Source organism: Aliamphritea ceti (assembly GCF_024347215.1).
GTDB lineage: Bacteria > Pseudomonadota > Gammaproteobacteria > Pseudomonadales > Balneatricaceae > Amphritea > Amphritea ceti.
This window is the reverse complement of the sequence record NZ_AP025282.1, coordinates 320,277-339,588: the sequence shown is the minus strand read 5'-3', so window position 1 is coordinate 339,588 and position 19,312 is coordinate 320,277. Positions and strand designations below refer to the sequence as shown.

15 protein-coding genes are annotated in these 19,312 nt (G+C 49.2%); 4 read left to right on the top strand and 11 right to left on the bottom strand.

What is annotated here, in order from left to right; genetic code table 11:
* Window positions 1–8 precede the first annotated feature (8 nt).
* Complete coding sequence (locus OCU49_RS01460) at window positions 9–980, top strand: TDT family transporter (protein WP_261843256.1); 972 nt, start codon at window positions 9–11, stop codon at window positions 978–980.
* A gap of 88 nt (window positions 981–1,068) precedes the next feature.
* Here the strand turns inward: OCU49_RS01460 and OCU49_RS01455 are convergent, their stop codons facing one another.
* The 9 genes from OCU49_RS01455 to glyA all read right to left on the bottom strand — a co-directional run bounded on the left by OCU49_RS01455 (window position 1,069) and on the right by glyA (window position 11,501).
* On the bottom strand, window positions 1,069–1,704 hold the full coding sequence (locus tag OCU49_RS01455) for a LysE family translocator (RefSeq protein WP_261843255.1): 636 nt from the start codon (window positions 1,702–1,704) through the stop codon (window positions 1,069–1,071).
* A 13-nt stretch (window positions 1,705–1,717) separates the two neighbouring features.
* Window positions 1,718–2,146 carry an NUDIX hydrolase gene (locus OCU49_RS01450; protein ID WP_261843254.1) on the bottom strand — a complete coding sequence of 143 codons (429 nt, stop codon included), beginning with the start codon at window positions 2,144–2,146 and terminating at the stop codon, window positions 1,718–1,720.
* A 92-nt stretch (window positions 2,147–2,238) separates the two neighbouring features.
* Entirely contained in the window at window positions 2,239–2,637 is a 399-nt protein-coding gene (locus tag OCU49_RS01445; protein ID WP_261843253.1) for a hypothetical protein, read from the bottom strand.
* Between the two features lie 74 nt (window positions 2,638–2,711).
* Window positions 2,712–4,313: a methyl-accepting chemotaxis protein gene (locus tag OCU49_RS01440; protein WP_261843252.1), complete on the bottom strand. Its 1,602-nt coding sequence runs from the start codon at window positions 4,311–4,313 to the stop codon at window positions 2,712–2,714.
* A gap of 585 nt (window positions 4,314–4,898) precedes the next feature.
* Window positions 4,899–5,543, bottom strand: a complete 645-nt coding sequence (locus OCU49_RS01435; protein ID WP_261843251.1) for a sarcosine oxidase subunit gamma — start codon at window positions 5,541–5,543, stop codon at window positions 4,899–4,901.
* Window positions 5,536–8,556, bottom strand: a complete 3,021-nt coding sequence (locus OCU49_RS01430; protein WP_261843250.1) for a sarcosine oxidase subunit alpha — start codon at window positions 8,554–8,556, stop codon at window positions 5,536–5,538. Before OCU49_RS01430 ends, OCU49_RS01435 begins: the two co-directional genes overlap by 8 nt.
* A gap of 13 nt (window positions 8,557–8,569) precedes the next feature.
* Window positions 8,570–8,857: a sarcosine oxidase subunit delta gene (locus OCU49_RS01425; protein ID WP_261843249.1), complete on the bottom strand. Its 288-nt coding sequence runs from the start codon at window positions 8,855–8,857 to the stop codon at window positions 8,570–8,572.
* Between the two features lie 15 nt (window positions 8,858–8,872).
* A complete protein-coding gene (locus OCU49_RS01420) occupies window positions 8,873–10,126 on the bottom strand; it encodes a sarcosine oxidase subunit beta family protein (protein ID WP_261843248.1) in 1,254 nt (417 codons plus the stop codon).
* A 109-nt stretch (window positions 10,127–10,235) separates the two neighbouring features.
* Entirely contained in the window at window positions 10,236–11,501 is a 1,266-nt protein-coding gene (gene glyA / locus OCU49_RS01415; protein WP_261843247.1) for a serine hydroxymethyltransferase, read from the bottom strand.
* Window positions 11,502–12,247: 746 nt separating this feature from the next.
* Here glyA and OCU49_RS01410 point away from each other — a divergent pair.
* Window positions 12,248–15,160, top strand: coding sequence for a DUF2339 domain-containing protein (locus tag OCU49_RS01410; protein ID WP_261843246.1), 2,913 nt, complete (start codon window positions 12,248–12,250; stop codon window positions 15,158–15,160).
* An 82-nt stretch (window positions 15,161–15,242) separates the two neighbouring features.
* Here OCU49_RS01410 and fabI read toward each other — a convergent pair whose 3' ends face one another.
* Window positions 15,243–16,013 (bottom strand): enoyl-ACP reductase FabI, encoded by a 771-nt coding sequence (gene fabI / locus OCU49_RS01405; RefSeq protein WP_261843245.1) that lies wholly within the window; start codon window positions 16,011–16,013, stop codon window positions 15,243–15,245.
* Between the two features lie 281 nt (window positions 16,014–16,294).
* Here fabI and OCU49_RS01400 point away from each other — a divergent pair, with 281 nt between their 5' ends.
* Together OCU49_RS01400 and OCU49_RS01395 are read left to right on the top strand one after the other, a co-directional pair.
* On the top strand, window positions 16,295–17,092 hold the full coding sequence (locus OCU49_RS01400; RefSeq protein ID WP_261843244.1) for a PP2C family protein-serine/threonine phosphatase: 798 nt from the start codon (window positions 16,295–16,297) through the stop codon (window positions 17,090–17,092).
* A 122-nt stretch (window positions 17,093–17,214) separates the two neighbouring features.
* Window positions 17,215–17,967: a glycerophosphoryl diester phosphodiesterase gene (locus tag OCU49_RS01395; protein WP_261843243.1), complete on the top strand. Its 753-nt coding sequence runs from the start codon at window positions 17,215–17,217 to the stop codon at window positions 17,965–17,967.
* 75 nt (window positions 17,968–18,042) lie between these two features.
* On the opposite strand, the gene OCU49_RS01390 is transcribed toward OCU49_RS01395, so the two are convergent.
* Complete coding sequence (locus OCU49_RS01390) at window positions 18,043–19,296, bottom strand: NAD(P)/FAD-dependent oxidoreductase (RefSeq protein WP_261843242.1); 1,254 nt, start codon at window positions 19,294–19,296, stop codon at window positions 18,043–18,045.
* Window positions 19,297–19,312 lie beyond the last annotated feature (16 nt).

Sequence of the window (19,312 nt, the reverse complement as noted above, 5' to 3'; positions counted from 1 at the left end):
CATTTCTCATGGTTACTGCAACACGTCACCGCTTAGCCAGCTTCCCAACTCCCGCTGCGGGTCTGGCACTGGGTATCGCCAGTTTAGGCTGGTGCTGGGAGAGTTCGATGATGCCTGCCGGAGGCATGGTGCAGACCGGCGCAGCTTATATCGCTATGCTGATTGCCCTGACACTGTTAGCGAAATTCCTGCTGAACCCTAAAGTACTCTGGAACGAACTGGCACACCCGGTCGTTGGCTCAGTCATTCCAACACTGGCAATGACCTGGATGGTTATCAGTAAAACACTGGGCATGGTGGATGAAACACTGGGGATTCTCGTCTGGTATTCGGCGATTGCTATGCATGTTGGATTTCTGCTGATATTTATTGCTAACCGGGCACGCCGTTTTCACATATCTCACATGCTGCCCAGTTGGTTTGTACCGCCAGTTGGCCTGGTTGTTGGATCACTGACGTGTCCGGGTGAAAGCTGCATGTTTACAGCAGATCTGCTGCTGCAATTTGGCATCATCACTTATCTGATAATGGTGCCGCTAATGCTGTTCCGGCTGATATTCAGCGAAGCGGTAATGGACACAGCTAAGCCTACGATCGCTATTCTGGCTGCACCACCAAACCTGTGTCTGGCAGGATACCTGGCCCTGACGCCTGATCCATCAATGCTGTTTGTGCTATTTATGCTGGGAATTGCCCTGCTGATGACGGCCGTAGTCTATATCGCATTCTTTGTATTATTACGACTGCCGTTCAGCCCTGCATATGCAGCTTTTACCTTTCCTGTTGTCATTGGTGCTACTGCATTATTCAAGACCGCAGGATTTCTCGCAGAACGTAATATAGATCCTGTACTCACACAGCAAGTCGAAATGATTGCTAAAGGTGAGTTATGGATTGCTACCGCTGTAGTTAGTTACGTGGCTCTGCGCTATGTCATGCACTACTTGCCAAAGCCTGCTAAGCCTCAGGCAGCAATTTAACGCATATTAACTAGCAGTCTGAGCTCATCTGTTAAATCAGCCGGTTAAATCGGCCAGTTAAATCAGCCGCCTAAACCAGCCTCTCCAGTTAACTATCTGTGTGCGCCAGTAACCTGGCGCCCAGCGCCCCCATCATTACCGCGGCAATTCGATCAAAGCAGCTCTTGCCACGCAAGTATGTGCGCTGTGAAGCAGGTGCAGAAAGCAACATAGCAACCAGACTGTACCAAATGAATTCAAGTAACCCTACCAGTATCAACAGCGTCACCAGAAACCATACTGGCTGCTCAACAGGCAATAATGCTGCAAAGATACTGCTAAACACTACGGCAGTTTTCGGATTACTTATCTGTGTCAGCAGGCCCGTTGCAAACGCCCTGAATAATGGCCGGCCATTGTTTTTCTGAACATCATCAGCCTGAACCTGTACTGGCTGTGATGCACCACGCCAGATACTCCAGCCCAGATACAACAGATATGCACCGCCCAGTAATTTAAGTAACAGATACAGCTGAGGAACGCTTTGCAGCACCACCTGCAAGCCAAGTAAGCCGAGCACAGCAAATAATAAGCCACCCAACCCTACACCCCATGCAGTTACCAGCGCTTCTTTACGGGAGCGGCTGACTGCCGACCGGGCAACCACCAGAAAACTCGGCCCCGGACTCATAGCACCTAATAACAAGGCACCCAGAATAAATAAAGCAGCAATCATCAGTTCCATCTTAAACCTTCCTTTATGACAGAGTAGCTATCAGTTGCTGGTAAGCCTGCAGGGCCATTCGGTCTTCCAGCACATCCAGCTGTTCAACATCACTTAACCCAACCCAACGCAGTGATTCAGCTTCGAAACACTGAATCTCACCTTGCCAGTTATCCACCAGATAGTAATGATTCCGTTGCAACTCAGCAGTCTGATAATACAAGGTACAAAAATGCTGCCAGCGCAGTGGTCGAACACCCAGTTCTTCCTGTATTTCCCGCAATAAAGCTTGTTCATAATTTTCACCGGGATCGACATGCCCGCCCGGCATACTGACTAAACCCGGCCCTGAGGTTTTCAGCATAGAACGTTTTTCAAGCAGCATCTGACCGTTGCGCACCAGTAAAAATACAACGCAGTCACAGGCAGCGGATAAGTCCGGTAATACTGACTCTTTATTCACAACTCGTTACCCATAAAAATCTAATCATCAGTATTGATACCGCTACAGATACTGCCAATCGCACACAACAGAAACCACCTTACAAAAAACACTTAGCAGATACTTCTCTGTTCCAGAGCAGCCATCAATAACGCCGTCACGGCAGCAGATTGCAGCACATCAATATTATTTATAACCAGGCGTCCGCGAGCATTCAGTATTTCAGCTGCATAAGCCAGTTCGGAAGCGTAATAAAAGCCCAGTTGAACCTCTTTTTCAATGCAGATATACATAAAGTTATCCGTCGCTGTAGCAGCGTATTCATCCACTATCAGACCATAAGTTACGAGCCGCTGCTGATGCCAGATCACTTCATTCAGCGGAACAGACAACTCCAGCAATTTCTGACGCACCCCTGCACATATCACTTGCTGATCAGGATCAAGGTCTGCCATCAGGTCAGCGAAGCTACTCTGACGCGCAAAGCACTGTCTTGCCTGTCTATCCGACATTATTAATTTCCTGCAGTTTAAAACGCAAAAAGCCGGATCATCATCCGGCTTTTAATATAACAGCTATACGGTGTTTAACTGCGCAATTTAAAGCGTTGCGTCAGATGATTCAGTTCCTGCAAATTCTCACGTACTTCCTGAATAGCGCTCACGACCATTTGCGTTTCATTCTTCGTTTCTGCTGCTACGTTAGTGATATTCACGACCCGCTGATCAATGTCGTTCGCAACACTGCTCTGCTGGTCAGTCGCGCTGGAGATCATCACGTTCATTGAAGAAATAGTATCGGTAGAGGATATAATCTCTCGCAATGATTCCGCCGCCGCCACAGAAAGCTCACTGCTACGCTGCGCCAGCTGGTTATTCTCTTCCATTGTCGCAACGGACTGCTCGGCCATACGTTGCAGTTCACTAACAATATTCTGAATCTGGGTTGTCGACTCCTGAGTACGCTGTGCCAGCGTGCGTACCTCATCCGCCACTACGGCAAAGCCACGTCCCTGATCACCGGCACGGGCCGCTTCGATAGCTGCGTTCAGTGCCAGCAGGTTAGTCTGCTCTGCGATATCATCAATGACTGATGTAACTTTACCAACCTCAATAGTTTCGTCTTTCAGTTGCTGAATCTGTTCTGAAGTCCTTCGAATACTCTGCAACATCTGCTGCACCTGTGTATCCGCCTGACTAACGACATCACCGCCACGCTTAGCTTGCTCACCCGTAGTACTGGCAGCTTTTTCCGCTTCATTCGTATTACTGGCCACTTCCTGTACGGTTGCGGCCATTTCAGTCATAGCAGTGGCAACCAGCTCAATATCTTCGTACTGACGCGCGACACCTTCATCAGCAGCATTGGTCAGCCTGATCATTTCTTCCATATGATTTTCGGTATTCGATGATACCCGCTGTACCACGTCCAGCAATTCACTGGCATGTTCCAACATTTCATTATACGAATTGAACAGCTGACCCACTTCGTTATCCACATGATCAACATTGAAGCGGTGTGAGAAATCACCTTTACCCACTTCGGACATACGCTTACGCAAACGCTCAATATTGCTCATCAGCATGGTCAGACCGAACATACGGCCAAATACCACCAATACCAGAATGGCAATAATGCAGACAAAGGCAATCAGTAACTGACTCTTTACTGTTTCATTGGCTGTCGCCGTCATCATGCCGACCGCTTTATTCATTTCTTTCAGAACCACCGGTGATTGCTGCTGAATCTGCGCCAGTGTCTGATCAGTAGGTTTAGCGACATGCTGATTAATAGCCGCCTTATAGGTTTTCCACAGACCCTCAACATGCCGCATCTGGGCAATGATGGTTCTATCAGAAATCGGATTCATACCACGGGACTCATCGCCGTTCAGAATCATTTGATGTGAGGATTCAAAAAGCTGAATAGTTTTCGTCAGGGCCGTTTGCTGCTCAGCCTGAGCCGCTACCAACATAGCTTCTTTAGCAATTCGCTGGCTCAGCATACGCTGACGGCCGGCGGTATTAATCGTTTCGGGATTAATCGCCATACTCATATAGAGGGAAATAGCAGCGGCGGCTGCCAGTAAGAAAATCAACGCATAAGACAACATAAACTGAGCATTCAGGGTTTTGGCCCCCAACATGCGCAGCACTCCATCAATCCCACCTGCTAAACGGCTATACATTCTCAGTCAGACCTCTTAATTCACGAAAGCGTATTTTATTGCAGGCTGCAAACTCGTCCATGATCCAAAGCAATTCAAAGAGGAATGACACGCCAAAGCACTAAAAGAAAGCGCGGCAGAAACCGATGCATACCATCTGTTCCCGCAGCCCTGAGCTACGCTACCTCACCAGCAAAAGCCGGATCAAGCTGAACAGCCTGCATTTGATCTCATAGTGAGGAGCTAAGATGTCGAATTAATACCTTAGTACCAGTGCATTTAGCTTTTATAAAAAACTATTCAGCCGAAAAAAGAATCCTGACATTTCCTCTAACAAACTATTTTTACCGATCGGCCACAAACAAAAATGCCGGGCTGCTTATTTCATGATAAGCAGCCCGGCATTTCTCTAGCAGTAATAAAACCTTTTACGCTTCGACAACCAGACCGTATTCACGGCTAGCGTCCTGCAGCCACTGTCACAGACTCAGCTATAAGGTGCAAAGCTGCGGCGTAAATTCACCACAAACAAAAATGCCGGACTCTTATATCAAAATAAGCAGCCCGGCATTTTTTAACAGTTACTCTCGTTAATTAAGAGTCTGCTTATGCTTCAACAACCAAACCGTATTCACGGCTGGCGTCTTGCAGCCATAACCACAGGTAGTCAGCAAAGCTACGACGAACGATCATTTCGAAACGGTCTTCACCGGTACGACGAATCACGGCGCCTGCTTTAGCAAATACAGTACCGGCAACTTTACCCACTGGGAATACGCTCAGATCAAAGTCTAGTGGAGCAGACTTTTTCAGCATATCCACAACGTTTGCACCGGAAATCTCAACCAGAGTCTGACCACCGCTAACGTTAACCAGCGAATAGTGACCTGACATTTCTGCACGGAACTTAGTTTCGTAATCAAATGATTCCAAACCCGGAACCATGATTACCCACTCATCAGGCGAGGTCCAAAGCACAGATACATTACCTTCAGTCACTGATGTCAGTGGCTTTAAAGGCAGCGCTACACCCAGCACGCGCTCAGCGCCTGCCAGATGTTCTGGGTTTTCTGGATTGCAACGCAATACCAGATGACCTAACAGTGCGTGTTCACGCAGGTGTACACCACCCTGCTGTGGACCTTGCTTAGCCAGTGACGCCAGATCGGCGTGATGTAACGGTGAGTAACCTGGGATGCTGGCATCCGGCAGCTGATTCATAACCGCTGCAAATACTTCGTTATCAGACATTCTGACGCTCCCCTTTAGGATCAAGGAAGATTGGGCTGCAAATTTCAGCCTCAATGAAACTACCATCCGCCTGTGGATAGTAAACGGTTTCGCCCATACGGCTCAGACCACCTTTCACAAAGCCCATGGCGATGCTGTGACCCAGAACGGCACTGTAATAGCTGGAAGTTACGTGACCAACCATAGGCATAGGGATTGACGCAGTCTTATCGAATACGCCCTGAGAACCTTCAGGAATAACAACCTGAGAATCTTTGGTTTTCAGACCCACCAGCTCTTTACGGTTTTCACGAACACAATCTTCACGCTTCATACCGCGCTTACCGATGTAGCTGAACGGCTTCTTATCAGAAACACACCAGCTCATACCCAAATCGTGCGGGTGAACAGAGCCATCAGTATCCTGACCGGCAATGATGAAACCTTTCTCAGCACGCAGTACGTGCATCGTTTCAGTACCGTAAGGTGTCAGGTTGTACTTTTCACCACACTCGAACAGTTTTTCCCAAACCTGCAAACCGTAGTTTGCCTGAACGTTAATCTCGTAAGACAGTTCACCGGTGAAGGAAATTCGGAATACACGTGCAGGTACACCGGCAACTGTGCCAGCTTTCCAGTCCATGAAGCTAAACGCTTCGTTAGACAGATCGATATCCGTGCAAACTTCTTCCAGCAACTTACGGCTGTTCGGACCAGAGATAGTCATAGTCGACCAGTGGTCTGTTACTGTGTTGAAGTAAACTTCCAGCTCAGGCCATTCGGTCTGGTGCCACAATTCCAGCCACTCGTATACGCGCGCAGCACCACCGGAAGTGGTGGTCATCAGGAAGTGGTTTTCACCCAGACAAGTCGTTACACCGTCATCGAAAACCATACCGTCTTCACCACACATCAGACCGTAACGACACTTGCCAACCGCAAGCTTAGCCCATGGGTTAGAGTAAACACGGCCCAGGAATTCACGGGCATCTTTACCCTGGATATCAATTTTACCCAGTGTAGATGCATCCAGAATACCAACGCTTTCACGGGTAGAGATACACTCACGGTTCAGCGCTTCCTGCATGGATTCGCCGGCTTTCGGGAAGTACCAAGGGCGCTTCCACTGGCCTACGTCCTCAAACTTAGCGCCGTTTTCCAGATGCCACTTGTGCATCGCTGTGTAACGCTCAGGATCGAACAGTGCGCCACAGTCACGACCAACCATCGCACCGAAAGTAACAGGCGTATAGTTTGGACGGAAAATAGTCGTACCCGTTTCCGGAATACTCTTATTCAGTGTCTTGGCAGCAATCGCCATCCCGTTGATGTTACCCAGCTTACCCTGGTCAGTACCGAAGCCCATTGCGGTGTAACGCTTAACGTGCTCGATAGACTCGTAACCTTCGCGACACGCCAACTCGATACCAGATGCTGTTACGTCATTTTGGTAATCAACAAACTGCTTAGGCGCAGATGCTGTTGGCTTAGTGTGCGGAATGTGGAACAACGTCTGAACAGGGCCTTCAACCACTTCTTCAGTCGCAGGCAGCTCTACACTTGCTGCTGTCAGGTTCATAGAAGCAATCGCGCTGCTCGCGGCTTCAACACCTTCAGCCATTGCTTTCGCAGTGGTGTAGTTACCGTTGATTGCGCCAGCGACCAACTGCTTCTGAACAGTAGGACCTGGCAGGAAACCAACAATTTCTTCATTCCAGACAGGACGGCTACCAGTATGACTGGAAAGGTGAATAACCGGGCTCCAACCACCAGAGCTGGCAACAGTGTCAGCACTTAAACGCTGTACTGAACCGGAAATAGTGCTGCCATCACTGCTGATAGGTGCAACGCTTACGCCAGATACACGCTTGCTGCCCTGCACTTCAATCACTGCAGAACCGGAAATGATGTTAATACCCAGTTTACGGGCAGCATCAACACGGTCACCAGCAGGCGACTGACGGGTATCAACAATCGCAACAACTTTACGGCCAGCTTCAGCCCAGTCGATCGCAGCCTGATAGCCGTTATCGTTAGTCGTCATCAGTACCAGGTTGTTACCAGGTACAACGCCGTAACGGTTGATGTAAGTAGAAACAGCATTAGCAACCATGCAACCAGGTACATCGTTGTTAGCAAATACTAATGGACGTTCATGCGCACCAGTTGCCAGTACAACCCACTTAGCGCGGACGCGGTGAAGACGCTGACGCACCTGACCGGCTGGCGCCAGATCAGCAATGTGATCAGTACGGCGTTCGTGAATCGTCAGGAAGTTCTGATCGTGGTAACCGTTAACTGTAGAACGTGGCATAACCATTACGTTCTCAGCAGCTTCCAGCTCAGCTGTTACTTCAGCAACCCATTCAGCTGCTGGCTTGCCGTTCAGCAATTCTTTGCTGCTCAGCAGACTACCACCGAATTCGCTTTGCTCATCAGCGATCATTACACGGGCACCACTGCGCGCTGCTGTTTGTGCAGCAGCCAGACCCGCAGGACCCGCGCCAACAACCAGAACGTCACAGTGCTGATTTACTTTATCGTATGTATCCGGATCTGTTTCCAGTGGCGAGCGGCCTAAACCAGCAGCCTTACGAATCATACTTTCATAAGTATCCCACAGAGACTGCGGATACATAAAAGTCTTGTAGTAGAAGCCAGGAGGCATCATTTTGCCACCGACTTTCCCCAACAAACTCATTACGTCAGTGTTTACATTCGGCCAGCCGTTAGTGGACTTACTTACCAGCCCGTGAAATAACTCTTGCTGTGTCGCACGTACGTTAGGTACCTGAGTCGCTTCAGTAGCGCCCAGCTGCATTACCGCATTCGGCTCTTCAGCACCTGCAGCAACGATACCGCGTGGACGGCTGTACTTAAAACTACGACCAATTACGTCGATGCCGTTCGCCAGCATCGCAGATGCCAGTGTATCGCCTTGAAAACCTTTAAATTCCTGACCATTGTAGGAAAAAGTTAAGGACTTGGAACGGTCGATGCGGCCTCCGGACTGGAGGCGGTTTTGCTGTGTCATGGATCCGCTCCTGTTAGCTGTCAGCTACAACAGATGGCTGCTCGCCAATCTTGTATACTTCTTTAATTTCGTAAGTCACTGTATCGCGCGTTATGTTAAAGAACTTACGACAACCAGCAGCGTGAACCCACATTTCATGGTGCAAACCACGTGGATTCTTACGGAAATACAGGTACTCACCCCATTCTTTATCGGTGCAGTTATCCGGATCTAACGGACGCACGATGTGGGCCTGGCCCTTTGGGTGAAACTCTTCTTCTTCGCGGTGCTCGCCACAATGCGGGCAGTAGATATAAAACATGTCAGCTCTCTCCCCTTAGTGTGCTACGCCGGCAGCGCCGTGCTCATCAATCAACGCGCCGCTATGGAAACGGTACATATTGAAAGGCTTAGACATTTCGTTTGCTTCACCTGTCGCCAGCATGTCAGCAAAAATATGGCCTGCACCCGGAGTCGCTTTAAAGCCACCCGTACCCCAACCACAGTTGAAGAACAGGTTCTTAACAGGTGTAGGTGTAATCAGCGGACACGCATCCGGACAAGTATCTACGATACCGCCCCACTGACGGTTCAGACGGACCCGGCTGAAAATCGGGAACATCTCAACAATCGCCTGCATGGTGTGCTCAACAGTTGGGAAAGAACCACGCTGTCCGTAACCAATCCAGCCATCAATACCTGCACCGATTACCAGATCGCCCTTATCGGACTGGCTCAGGTAACCATGTACGTGGTTAGACATTACAACTGTATCCAGGATCGGTTTGATCGGCTCGGATACCATTGCCTGCAACGGGTGAGATTCCAACGGCAGCTCAAAGCCAGCCATCTTGGCAACCACACCGGAGTTACCGGCTACAACAGAACCTACACGGTCTGCCATGATGTCACCGTAGCGGTTAGTCTTCACGCCAACAATGGTGCCATCTTCAATAATCAGATCTTCCACTTCGGTCTGTTGAATCAGATCAACACCGAAGGAATCAGCACCACGGGCAAAACCCCATGCTACTGCATCGTGACGGGCTACACCGCCGCGTGGCTGCCAGGAAGCACCCATAATTGGGTAACGGGCATTATCGGAGCAGTCCATGTGTGGCACGATTTCTTTAATCGTTTGTGGATCAACCACTTCGCCATCAATACCGTTCAGACGGTTAGCATTTACCCGGCGTTCGATATCACGCATATCCTGCAGGGTATGACCCAGGTTCAGTACACCACGCTGAGAGAACATAACGTTGTAGTTCAGATCCTGTGACAGACCTTCCCACAATTTCATCGCATGCTCATACATGTGCGCCGCTTCGTCCCACAAATAGTTAGAACGTACGATTGTCGTGTTACGTGCAGTGTTACCACCACCCAGATAACCTTTCTCGATTACCGCTACGTTAGTCACGTTGTGGTTCTTCGCCAGGTAATAAGCCGTCGCTAAACCATGACCACCACCACCAATAATGATGACGTCATACTTTTTCTTTGGCGTAGGGTTGCGCCAGGCGCGCTGCCAATTCTCGTGGTGACTCAAGCTGTGCTTAAACAGCCCGAAACCTGAATAATGCTGCATATCATCAGCTCCGATTTCTGCCTGATTGGGTCGCAGGAATCTGCGTCAGGCGGTCTTAGATTACAAAACCGGCTCCAGAAAAGGAGCCGGCATGAAGAGTAAGGCGAGCTTACTTGTACGCTGGGAATTTAGCGCACAGAGCTTCTACTTTACCCTGAACTTCAACAATTTCTTTTTCCAGCGCTTCAGGCTGGTTCAGAACGTCCAGCAGATCAGCGATCCAGCCAGTCAGTTCACGACATTCAGCTTCACCGAAACCACGGGTAGTCACTACCGGAGAACCGATACGCAGGCCAGAAGTTACGAATGGAGACTGTGGGTCGTTAGGAACAGCGTTCTTGTTAACAGTGATGTGAGCACGGCCCAGAGCAGCATCTGCATCTTTACCGGTCAGACCCTGTTTGATCAGGCTCAGCAGGAACAGGTGGTTCTGAGTACCACCGGAAACAACTTCGTAGCCACGTTCGATGAATACTTCAGCCATTGCAGAAGCGTTCTTCTTAACTTGCTGCTGGTAGTCTTTGAAGCTTGGTTCCAGTGCTTCTTTGAAGGCTACCGCTTTAGCCGCGATGATGTGCATCAACGGGCCGCCCTGGCCACCAGGGAATACAGCACCGTTCAGCTTCTTCTCAAGAGCAGGGTTAGACTTAGCAACGATCAGACCGCCACGTGGACCACGCAGAGTTTTGTGAGTCGTTGTAGTTGCAACGTCAGCGTAAGGTACTGGGTTAGGGTATTCACCCGCAGCAACCAGACCAGCAACGTGTGCCATATCAACAAACAGGTAAGAACCGGACTTATCAGCGATTTCGCGGAAACGTGCCCAGTCAACAACACCGGAGTAAGCAGAGAAACCAGCCACGATCATCTTAGGCTTGTGTTCCATTGCCAGCGCTTCAACCTGATCGTAATCGATTTCGCCAGTTGCATCGTTCAGGCCGTACTGAACAGCGTTGTAGATTTTACCGGAGAAGTTTACGTGTGAACCGTGAGTCAGGTGACCACCGTGTGCCAGGCTCATACCCAGTACAGTGTCGCCTGGCTCGCACAATGCCATGTAAACAGCAGCGTTAGCCTGTGAACCTGAGTGAGGCTGTACGTTCGCGTAATCAGCACCAAACAGTTCTTTAGCACGTTCGATCGCTGCCTGTTCAACAACATCAACGTACTCACAACCACCGTAGTAACGCTTCTCAGGGTAACCTTCTGCGTACTTGTTTGTCAGAGAAGAACCCTGCGCCTGCATTACGCGAGGGCTGGTGTAGTTTTCTGAAGCAATCAGTTCGATGTGGTTTTCCTGACGCTGAGTTTCTTTCTCAATCGCCGCCCAAACAACATCATCATAACCCTGAATCTGGTCATCTTTTGTAAACATTGAAGTCTCCTAGCCTTACAGCCGAGTAACATAGAGAGCACCTTTCGCTTTACCGCGAAATGAATACATCTCAAATTTTAATTTATTCTTATTGTCCCCTGCTCATAGCTGAGCAAATCGGCGACTTTCGGGAGATAAACACAGCCAAAACTGTGTAGCATCAGTGGTAGGACATCGAAGACAACTCCCAATGTTGCCAATATTAACGCCCTCTCGCCTTAACATATGCTTGTACACGTCGCCCGGGTGCTGATTTACGACACCCGCCGCAGCGCCCACTAAAACGGGGCAATGCGAAGGATCAGCAGTACCGGAAATAACCGTATAAATACATATGCAGGGACACTTCCGAAGCAAATGGCCTTAGTGGCTGGATCTCCGGTATGGATAAAATACGACAAATAATCGGAATAAAATTGCCAGTTTTCACCACACAAAGACCCCAAAAGAACCTGCTACCGGCGGTAAGCGGCCGCCGAACAGCGCTCTAAACCAAACCATTCAGATATGCGTTGTGACCCAACACAACGCGGCGTAATTATAGCCGTTGCCACACTGAAAATACGCAAAAACCATAAGATGTATATGAATATTTCCCCGGATAACATGAGCAGATCTGCACTGACCATTTCAGCTAAATCAATTGTCAGAACAAGCACTTGCCAGCAGAGCATCGCCTTGTTTAAGCCAGCAGTGTTATATTAACTGCTGAAGCCAGACAAAATCGTGATACAGGAAGCGTAACGATGCTATGGATACTGCTGGTTACCGGCGCTGTGCTGGGACTGTTGATATTGGAAATCCCCGGTGCTTCTATCGGCGCCGTTATCGGGTATTTATTTGGCAGTTTACTGCAGCAAAACAACCGCATTAAAAACCTTGAACAGCAAGTCATCCGACTGGCTGCTCAGCAGCAAAAGGCGCATCATCAAGATCATCCACTGGATGACAGCAACGAACAGTCATTACATGATCAAAGCACAGATCAGACAAAGTTCCAGGAAAGCTCAGACGCTGCGTCTCCACCTGTTACATCTCAGACACTTGATACCGCCATCACGGAATCCACCAGCAGCATTACCGTCACGCCAAAAACAGCGAATACAGCCCCGGTCATCATTTCAGACAGCAGCTCTTTAGATAGCAGCTATTCAGACAACGGCTCTGAAACGACAGACGCTGCCTCAGCTGCAATAACAACCGACCCATGGACCGGAGAAGCCGTTCAACCAGCAAATGTAGGAAATGCCATAACTACTGGCTCTCCCACGACAAACGCCCCGCCAAAAAGGAACATTTTCAGTCAAATTCAACAGGGTATAGTGAGTTACTTTACTCAGGGTAATTTAAGCATTCGAATTGGCATTATCGTGCTGTTTTTCGGCATATCTTTCCTGGTCAAATACTCCATCGACAACGCCCTTCTGCCCATCGAAATTCGTCTCACCGCAGCTGCAACCGGCGCATTAATCATGCTAATCATTGGCTGGAGATTACGTCTGAAGCGCCCTGATTACGGGTTAGTCATGCAGGGCGGTGCAATTGCAATTTTGTATTTACTAAGTTTTGCCAGCTTCAAAATGTACGGCATTGTCGATGCTACTCTGGCCTTCCCTCTACTAATTCTGCTGAGTATTCTCGGCATGTCACTGGCCGTTATACAAGACTCAAAAGCGTTAGCTGTGACAGCCATTGCAGGCGGTTTTGCAGCCCCTATTCTGGCGTCTACCGGCAGCGGTAATTATGTCGCACTGTTCAGTTATTACAGTGTGCTTAACCTGGCAATTTTCGCCGTCGCCTGGTTAAAATCCTGGCGTTTACTCAATGTCACCGGCTTCTATTTCACCTTTGCCATCAGCCTGCTCTGGGGCGTAGATCGCTATCGCCCGGAGATGTTCGGCAGTGTCGAGCCTTTTCTGATCATCTTCTTTCTGATTTATCTGACTATCGCGGTGCTGTTTGCCACCAAACAACCACCAAAACTCAGGGGCCTGATTGATGGCAGTCTGGTATTTGGCCTGCCGGTAGCCGCGTTCGGTTTACAGGCATCTATTGTCAGTGAGTTTGAGCAGGGTCTCAGCCTTAGCGCACTGGCAATGGCACTGACTTATCTGGCTTTAGCTAAACTGCTTTGGCATAAATCCCAACTGCGCCTGTTAGCAGAGGCATTTCTCGCCATTGGCGTTGTATTTGCTACCCTCAGCATTGCCTTTGAACTGGACGGTCGCTGGAGTGCTGCGGTCTGGGCAATAGAAGGCTGTGGATTAATCTGGATAGGTCTGCGTCAGCAACGCCGTGCTCCCATACTGTTCGGCTGTCTGATTCAGCTGGCCGGCGGCGCACTGTTACTGGATGATTATCGCTATAACTACACCGATACTGCCTTCCTGAACGGACACTTCCTCAGCATGCTGATGATTGCACTGCCGGGTATCATTTCCAGCTGGCTGCTCAGCCAGACAACCTCAGCGCACTCAGGTATTAGCGATAAAATCCGTCTACCTATAGCGGTTGGTTATCTGATCTGGGGATTACTCTGGTGGTATGCAGGCGGGTTGATTGAAATAGAAACCTTCAGCAGTTTCGATGAAGTTCGCATTGCTGTCATATTCTTTAGTTTGTCAGCGCTGCTATGGCTGGGTATGACACTCTGGCTACGCTGGCAACTGTTTCATTTTGCTCTCTGGCTGTTACTGGTACCGCTAGTATTCTGCGCCTGCAGCACACTGTTTTCTTACTGGTGGAGCAGCCCGGCGCATCACTTCCTTAGCCTGCATAACTTTGACGCCTGGTTACTGGCTTTCAGTGTTATTTATGCGGGGCTGCGCATCAGCGAAGAACGCGGCTACAAACTTTGCTGGCCGAACGGTTTGCACAGCCTCAGCTATCTCTTCGCCAGTATGATTCTGGCCTTTGAAGTGTACTGGTTCCTCAACGATAGGGAAGTCGCTGAAGCCTGGCAGCTTAGCCTGCCGGCTGGCATTCTCAGCCTTGCACTACTTCTGATAAATCGCAGCCCACGCTGGCCGTTCAGGGAATGGCCACTGGCTTACAATACAATCGCTGCCTGTGGACTAATGTTAGTACTGGTATGGTGGTCTGTTTTGGGGAACTTTTTCCAGGTTAACCTGCCTGCACCATTGCCTTACTTACCATTGCTGAACCCTGTCGATCTGGCGCAACTTGCAGCGATACTTGCCAGCTTTCACTGGTATTTGCGCAGCCGTCATATCACATACCTGACCGTTGACCTGCAACTGGCCAGATACCTGCTTGGTGGTTTCAGTTTTATCTGGTTTAACGTGATGCTCTGTAAAACACTGCATGTTTACAGCGGTGTTGCGTATCGACCGGATGCATTGTTTGAATCCGCCCGGGTACAAATGGCTGTTTCTATCAGCTGGACACTCATTGGCCTGAGCCTGATGGTCATGGCCTCCCGCCTGCTTCACCGACAAATATGGATCATCGGCGCAGCACTGATGGGCGTCGTCGTCGCCAAACTGTTCATTCTGGACTTATCAGACCGGGGAACTGTTGAACGTATCGTTTCGTTCATTGTGGTTGGCTTGCTGTTGTTAGTCGTCGGTTATTTTTCTCCGGCACCACCAAAGCAACAGCACAGCGATGAACTGCAGGAAGGCATTTCAGATAACTGATAGACAACCTCTGACCAGGCTTACTCAGGTACCTCTCATACAGAATTCACGTTTCAGGCCGGTGCGATTAACACGTCAGGCCTTAGCCGTTAATGCAAACACCATGATCCACATAGTGAATGCTGCCGGTAGTTCCTGCCGATAAATCGCTAAGGAAAAACAGTGCGGCATTACCTACTTCTTCGATTGTGGGTAACTGACCATCCACCGCTTTATGTTGGTTGTACTCAAGCATACTGGCAAAGTCTTTTATGCCCCCCGCTGCACGAGTTGCGATGGTGCCGGGTGATATACAGTTAACTCGAATATTCTGTGTCCCCAGGTCCCTCGCCAGATAACGGGTAGCAGCCTCCAAAGCAGCTTTAGCACAACCCATAATATTGTAATCACCGGTGGCCAGCGCACTACCCAGGTAAGAAAAATTGATCATCGAACCGCCATCCTTCATTAACGGTCTGGCACGGTTAGCCATATCAATAAAGGAATAACAGGAAATATCCATTGCCTGTAAAAAACCTTCTCTGGAACATTCTGAGATTGGGGCGTGTAAATCTTCCAGCGGACAAAATGCCAATGAATGAACTAAGCCATCCAGACGCCCCCAAGATTCATCAATAGCTGTGAATAACCTGTCCAGCTGCTCCGGCTTACTGACATCCAGAGGTAAAATAATCTCTGCACCTAATGACTCTGCCAACGGTCGCACATAAGGCTCTGCCTTAGCGTTCAGATAAGTAATCACCAGTTCCGCACCTTGTGCCTGAAGCGCCCGGGCTACGCCATAAGCAATACTTTTATCATTAGCGATACCGGTTATCAGTACCTTCTTTCCGGCCATCAGTGTGCCTGCCATCCGTGATCTCCTTCGATCCGACTAAATTCTGCGCGCATTGTAAATCGACCAGATGACAATCACGCTATATGCGTGCCGCAAAGCCCGGTCGAAAATACAAAAAAATCTTTCATAACTGATCTGCATCAAGGTGAAATAACCATCTACACTGCAATGTATGGCGATTTCCTGAGCTGCCTCATGTTCATAATGAGACCCTAAACAGTTGTTTAACCCGGAAAAACTATTCAGGATATTTGATGCAGCACTGCCATTCACCCTTAATCAGTTGAGACAGCAGCATGCATGACATCAAATGTAAGGAAGTCTGGGGAGGCATCCGCAACATAGACGAAGACGTACGCACCTGTGGCGTTGAAGCCAGCGTGTACAGTAGCTCGGCTGATGGCGACAGCGGCGGCGATATTTACTACTTCAGTGTTTGCTCTACCGATAAGCTAACCCGTATTGTTGTCGCCGATGTTATGGGGCACGGCAGTGCGGCCCGCAATACCAGTGCATGGTTATATAAGGCCCTGCACGACAACATGAACATGGTTGATGGCAGTCATATACTCCGTCAGCTCAACCGGCAGGCCAATGACATCGGTTATGAAGCAATGACGACCGCTGCCATCATTGCTTACTATCTGAATACTGACCGTTTATATTTCAGCTACGCTGGCCACCATCCGGTACTGATTAAGCGCTCGTCAGACTCCAACTGGCATGAACTTCAACTGCCTTTAGTAGAACGAATAGCTGATTGTCCGTTAGCTATTGATGAAGACGCAGAATATAGCCAGTGCGACATTCCTTTCGATACCGGAGACAAAGTATTTCTCTATACCGACGGCCTGATCGAAGCCCCTTCACCGGACGGTGAACTCTTTGGTCTGGAGCGACTGATAAAACTATTGGACAGATACGCGGATGTCAGTCCACAAATGCTCAAATACAAGCTACTTGAAGCATTACGTAAGCATACCTGCCAGTCACACTTCAGCCATGACGACACAACATTTACTGCGATTGAAGTACATCCCCGCGCCAGCAACGCAGCCGCCTCCGATCATTGCCCCTCTGATACACAGACCTGAACAGACTGTCACCCAGATGTCCGATTTTTATCCGCCTTAAAACACCGGCGGCATAACAGTCTTGATTCATAAACAATTTCGGACAACCATAGCCAAATTACTCAACTCTCAGGACAACGATTATGCCAGCGCCGGTTGCGGTTAATTTCAGTAAAATCATGGGCCACCGGGGCGCACCAAGTGTGGCACCGGAAAACACTCTTGGTGGTTTCCGCAAAGCCGCTGAACTGGGTGCCCGCTGGATAGAACTGGATGTATCTTTACTGGGTGACGGCACGACCGTTGTGCATCATGACAACAGCATCGACCGCTGCAGTAATCAGCAAGGTTCGCTGGATAATCTCAAAGCATCTCAGCTGAGCAGCATAAATAATGCTGCACTGTTTCCTGAATGGCCGGCAGAGCCGGTCCCGACCCTGCATCAGGTACTTGAGCTGTTCAATGAACTGAACCTGGGAATGAATCTTGAGATAAAAGATCATGGAGTCCCGGCTGAAGCGATTGTCACGCCTATCATTGCTGAACTTGAAGCCAACTTTAACGATTATTCCCGCATTGTAGTTTCCAGTTTCAGTTATGAATTACTCGAATGCTTCCACCGTCTTGCGCCCCAAATCCCGTTAGGGTTGCTATATGACAACCTACCCTCTAACTGGCTGGAACAGGCTCAGACACTTAACGTCTTCAGTATTCATCTGGACTGGAAAAACCTCAGCTATAGTCAGACCCGTGCAGTAAAAGCTGCCGGCTACCCGCTTTTCTGCTGGACCGCCAATGACCCGAAAACCTTCGAGTCTCTCTGGCACTGGGGGGTAGACGCCGTTATCAGCAACAATCCGCAGGACTTTTTCGCAGCCGGCCACGATAAGCTCTGAGCGCTGTATTCTTAGCCTTTAACACCTGATTACAAATATTGTTCTTTGAGATACACAAAGCACTATTTCGGTCGTTTAAAAACGCCTGATACTGAATGGCTGCAAATCAATCTTTGGCTGTCTGCCACTGACTAAATCTGCGATCAGTTCACCTGTATGCGGCCCTAGCGTTAACCCCATATGCTGATGACCAAACGCATAGAATACATCAGCAAAATTCTCAGACTGACTGATCACCGGCAGGCTATCCGGCATGGATGGCCGGTTACCCATCCACTCCGTAAAGTCATCCAGACAAATCTGCGGAAACAAACGTCGGGCGTGATACAGCAAACGATGACAAAAATCACGGTTGGGCAGGCTATCCAGCTCAGCAAACTCGACCAGCCCGGCAAAACGAATACCTTTTTCCATTGGTGTTGCCACCAGTTTTCCAGCGGCATACATAATAGGTTTCCCCAAAGAAACCCCCGGGTTATGCACTTCAATGTGATAACCCCGCTCCGATTGCAGAGGAATATCCCGGTCCAGCCGGGCAGCCAGCGTACGTGACCAAACACCTGCAGCGACCACCAGTTTATTAATGGATAACACACCTTTATGAGTCAGTAATCCTGAAGGCTGATTATCCGTAAACAGAATATCGCGGATGTCTGCCTGAATAACTTCACCGCCTTTACTGACAAAACTTGCTGCCAGCGCTTTGACCAACTTTTCAGGATTACGACTAAAACCATGATTATGTAATGAAACTGCATACTTATATTGCTCAGCAATGGCCGGCTCTGCTGCTGCCAGCGCCTCACCCTGCAAAATATCGTAAGTAATGCCACGCTGCTCACGGGCTTGCCAAGCAGTACTGTCTGCCCTGAAATCGGCTTCATCTTTGTATAAATAATAATACGGTGATGCACATACCCATTCAGACGCCGCATTATCTGCTGCCAGTGAAACATGCCGCTCTGTCGCGTCCTGCAGCAGGCTGCTCATGGCATCTGCTACCTGTTCAAACTTGCCTCGGCGACTGTTCAGCATAAAGGACATTCCCCAAGGCGCTATGCGGTGCATATACCCAGCTGAAATAGATAAAGGCCCCTGGGGATCAAGCATCAGCTGCGGGACTTTCCTGACAAACCCAGGCAGGTTCACAGGTACACAGCCGCATTCAGCAAGCACCCCGGCATTACCGAATGAAGTCGCTTCACCGGGCGCAAACTTATCCACAACCCGGACCTGCTGACCTCTCTTCTGTAATGCCAGTGCACAGCAAATACCTACGATGCCGGCACCAATGACTGTTACCTGAGGGGCTGTTTGTAAAGCATTCATAATCTTTATTCTCTGC

Excerpts from the sequence above, each read along its gene's own strand:
- OCU49_RS01460 (WP_261843256.1), top strand. The coding sequence starts at position 9 with ATGGTTACTGCAACACGTCACCGCTTAGCCAGCTTCCCAACTCCCGCT.
- OCU49_RS01455 (WP_261843255.1), bottom strand. The coding sequence starts at position 1,704 with ATGGAACTGATGATTGCTGCTTTATTTATTCTGGGTGCCTTGTTATTA.
- OCU49_RS01445 (WP_261843253.1), bottom strand. The coding sequence starts at position 2,637 with ATGTCGGATAGACAGGCAAGACAGTGCTTTGCGCGTCAGAGTAGCTTC.
- OCU49_RS01440 (WP_261843252.1), bottom strand. The coding sequence starts at position 4,313 with ATGTATAGCCGTTTAGCAGGTGGGATTGATGGAGTGCTGCGCATGTTG.
- OCU49_RS01435 (WP_261843251.1), bottom strand. The coding sequence starts at position 5,543 with ATGTCTGATAACGAAGTATTTGCAGCGGTTATGAATCAGCTGCCGGAT.
- OCU49_RS01430 (WP_261843250.1), bottom strand. The coding sequence starts at position 8,556 with ATGACACAGCAAAACCGCCTCCAGTCCGGAGGCCGCATCGACCGTTCC.
- OCU49_RS01425 (WP_261843249.1), bottom strand. The coding sequence starts at position 8,857 with ATGTTTTATATCTACTGCCCGCATTGTGGCGAGCACCGCGAAGAAGAA.
- OCU49_RS01420 (WP_261843248.1), bottom strand. The coding sequence starts at position 10,126 with ATGCAGCATTATTCAGGTTTCGGGCTGTTTAAGCACAGCTTGAGTCAC.
- glyA (WP_261843247.1), bottom strand. The coding sequence starts at position 11,501 with ATGTTTACAAAAGATGACCAGATTCAGGGTTATGATGATGTTGTTTGG.
- OCU49_RS01410 (WP_261843246.1), top strand. The coding sequence starts at position 12,248 with ATGCTATGGATACTGCTGGTTACCGGCGCTGTGCTGGGACTGTTGATA.
- fabI (WP_261843245.1), bottom strand. The coding sequence starts at position 16,013 with ATGGCAGGCACACTGATGGCCGGAAAGAAGGTACTGATAACCGGTATC.
- OCU49_RS01400 (WP_261843244.1), top strand. The coding sequence starts at position 16,295 with ATGCATGACATCAAATGTAAGGAAGTCTGGGGAGGCATCCGCAACATA.
- OCU49_RS01395 (WP_261843243.1), top strand. The coding sequence starts at position 17,215 with ATGCCAGCGCCGGTTGCGGTTAATTTCAGTAAAATCATGGGCCACCGG.
- OCU49_RS01390 (WP_261843242.1), bottom strand. The coding sequence starts at position 19,296 with ATGAATGCTTTACAAACAGCCCCTCAGGTAACAGTCATTGGTGCCGGC.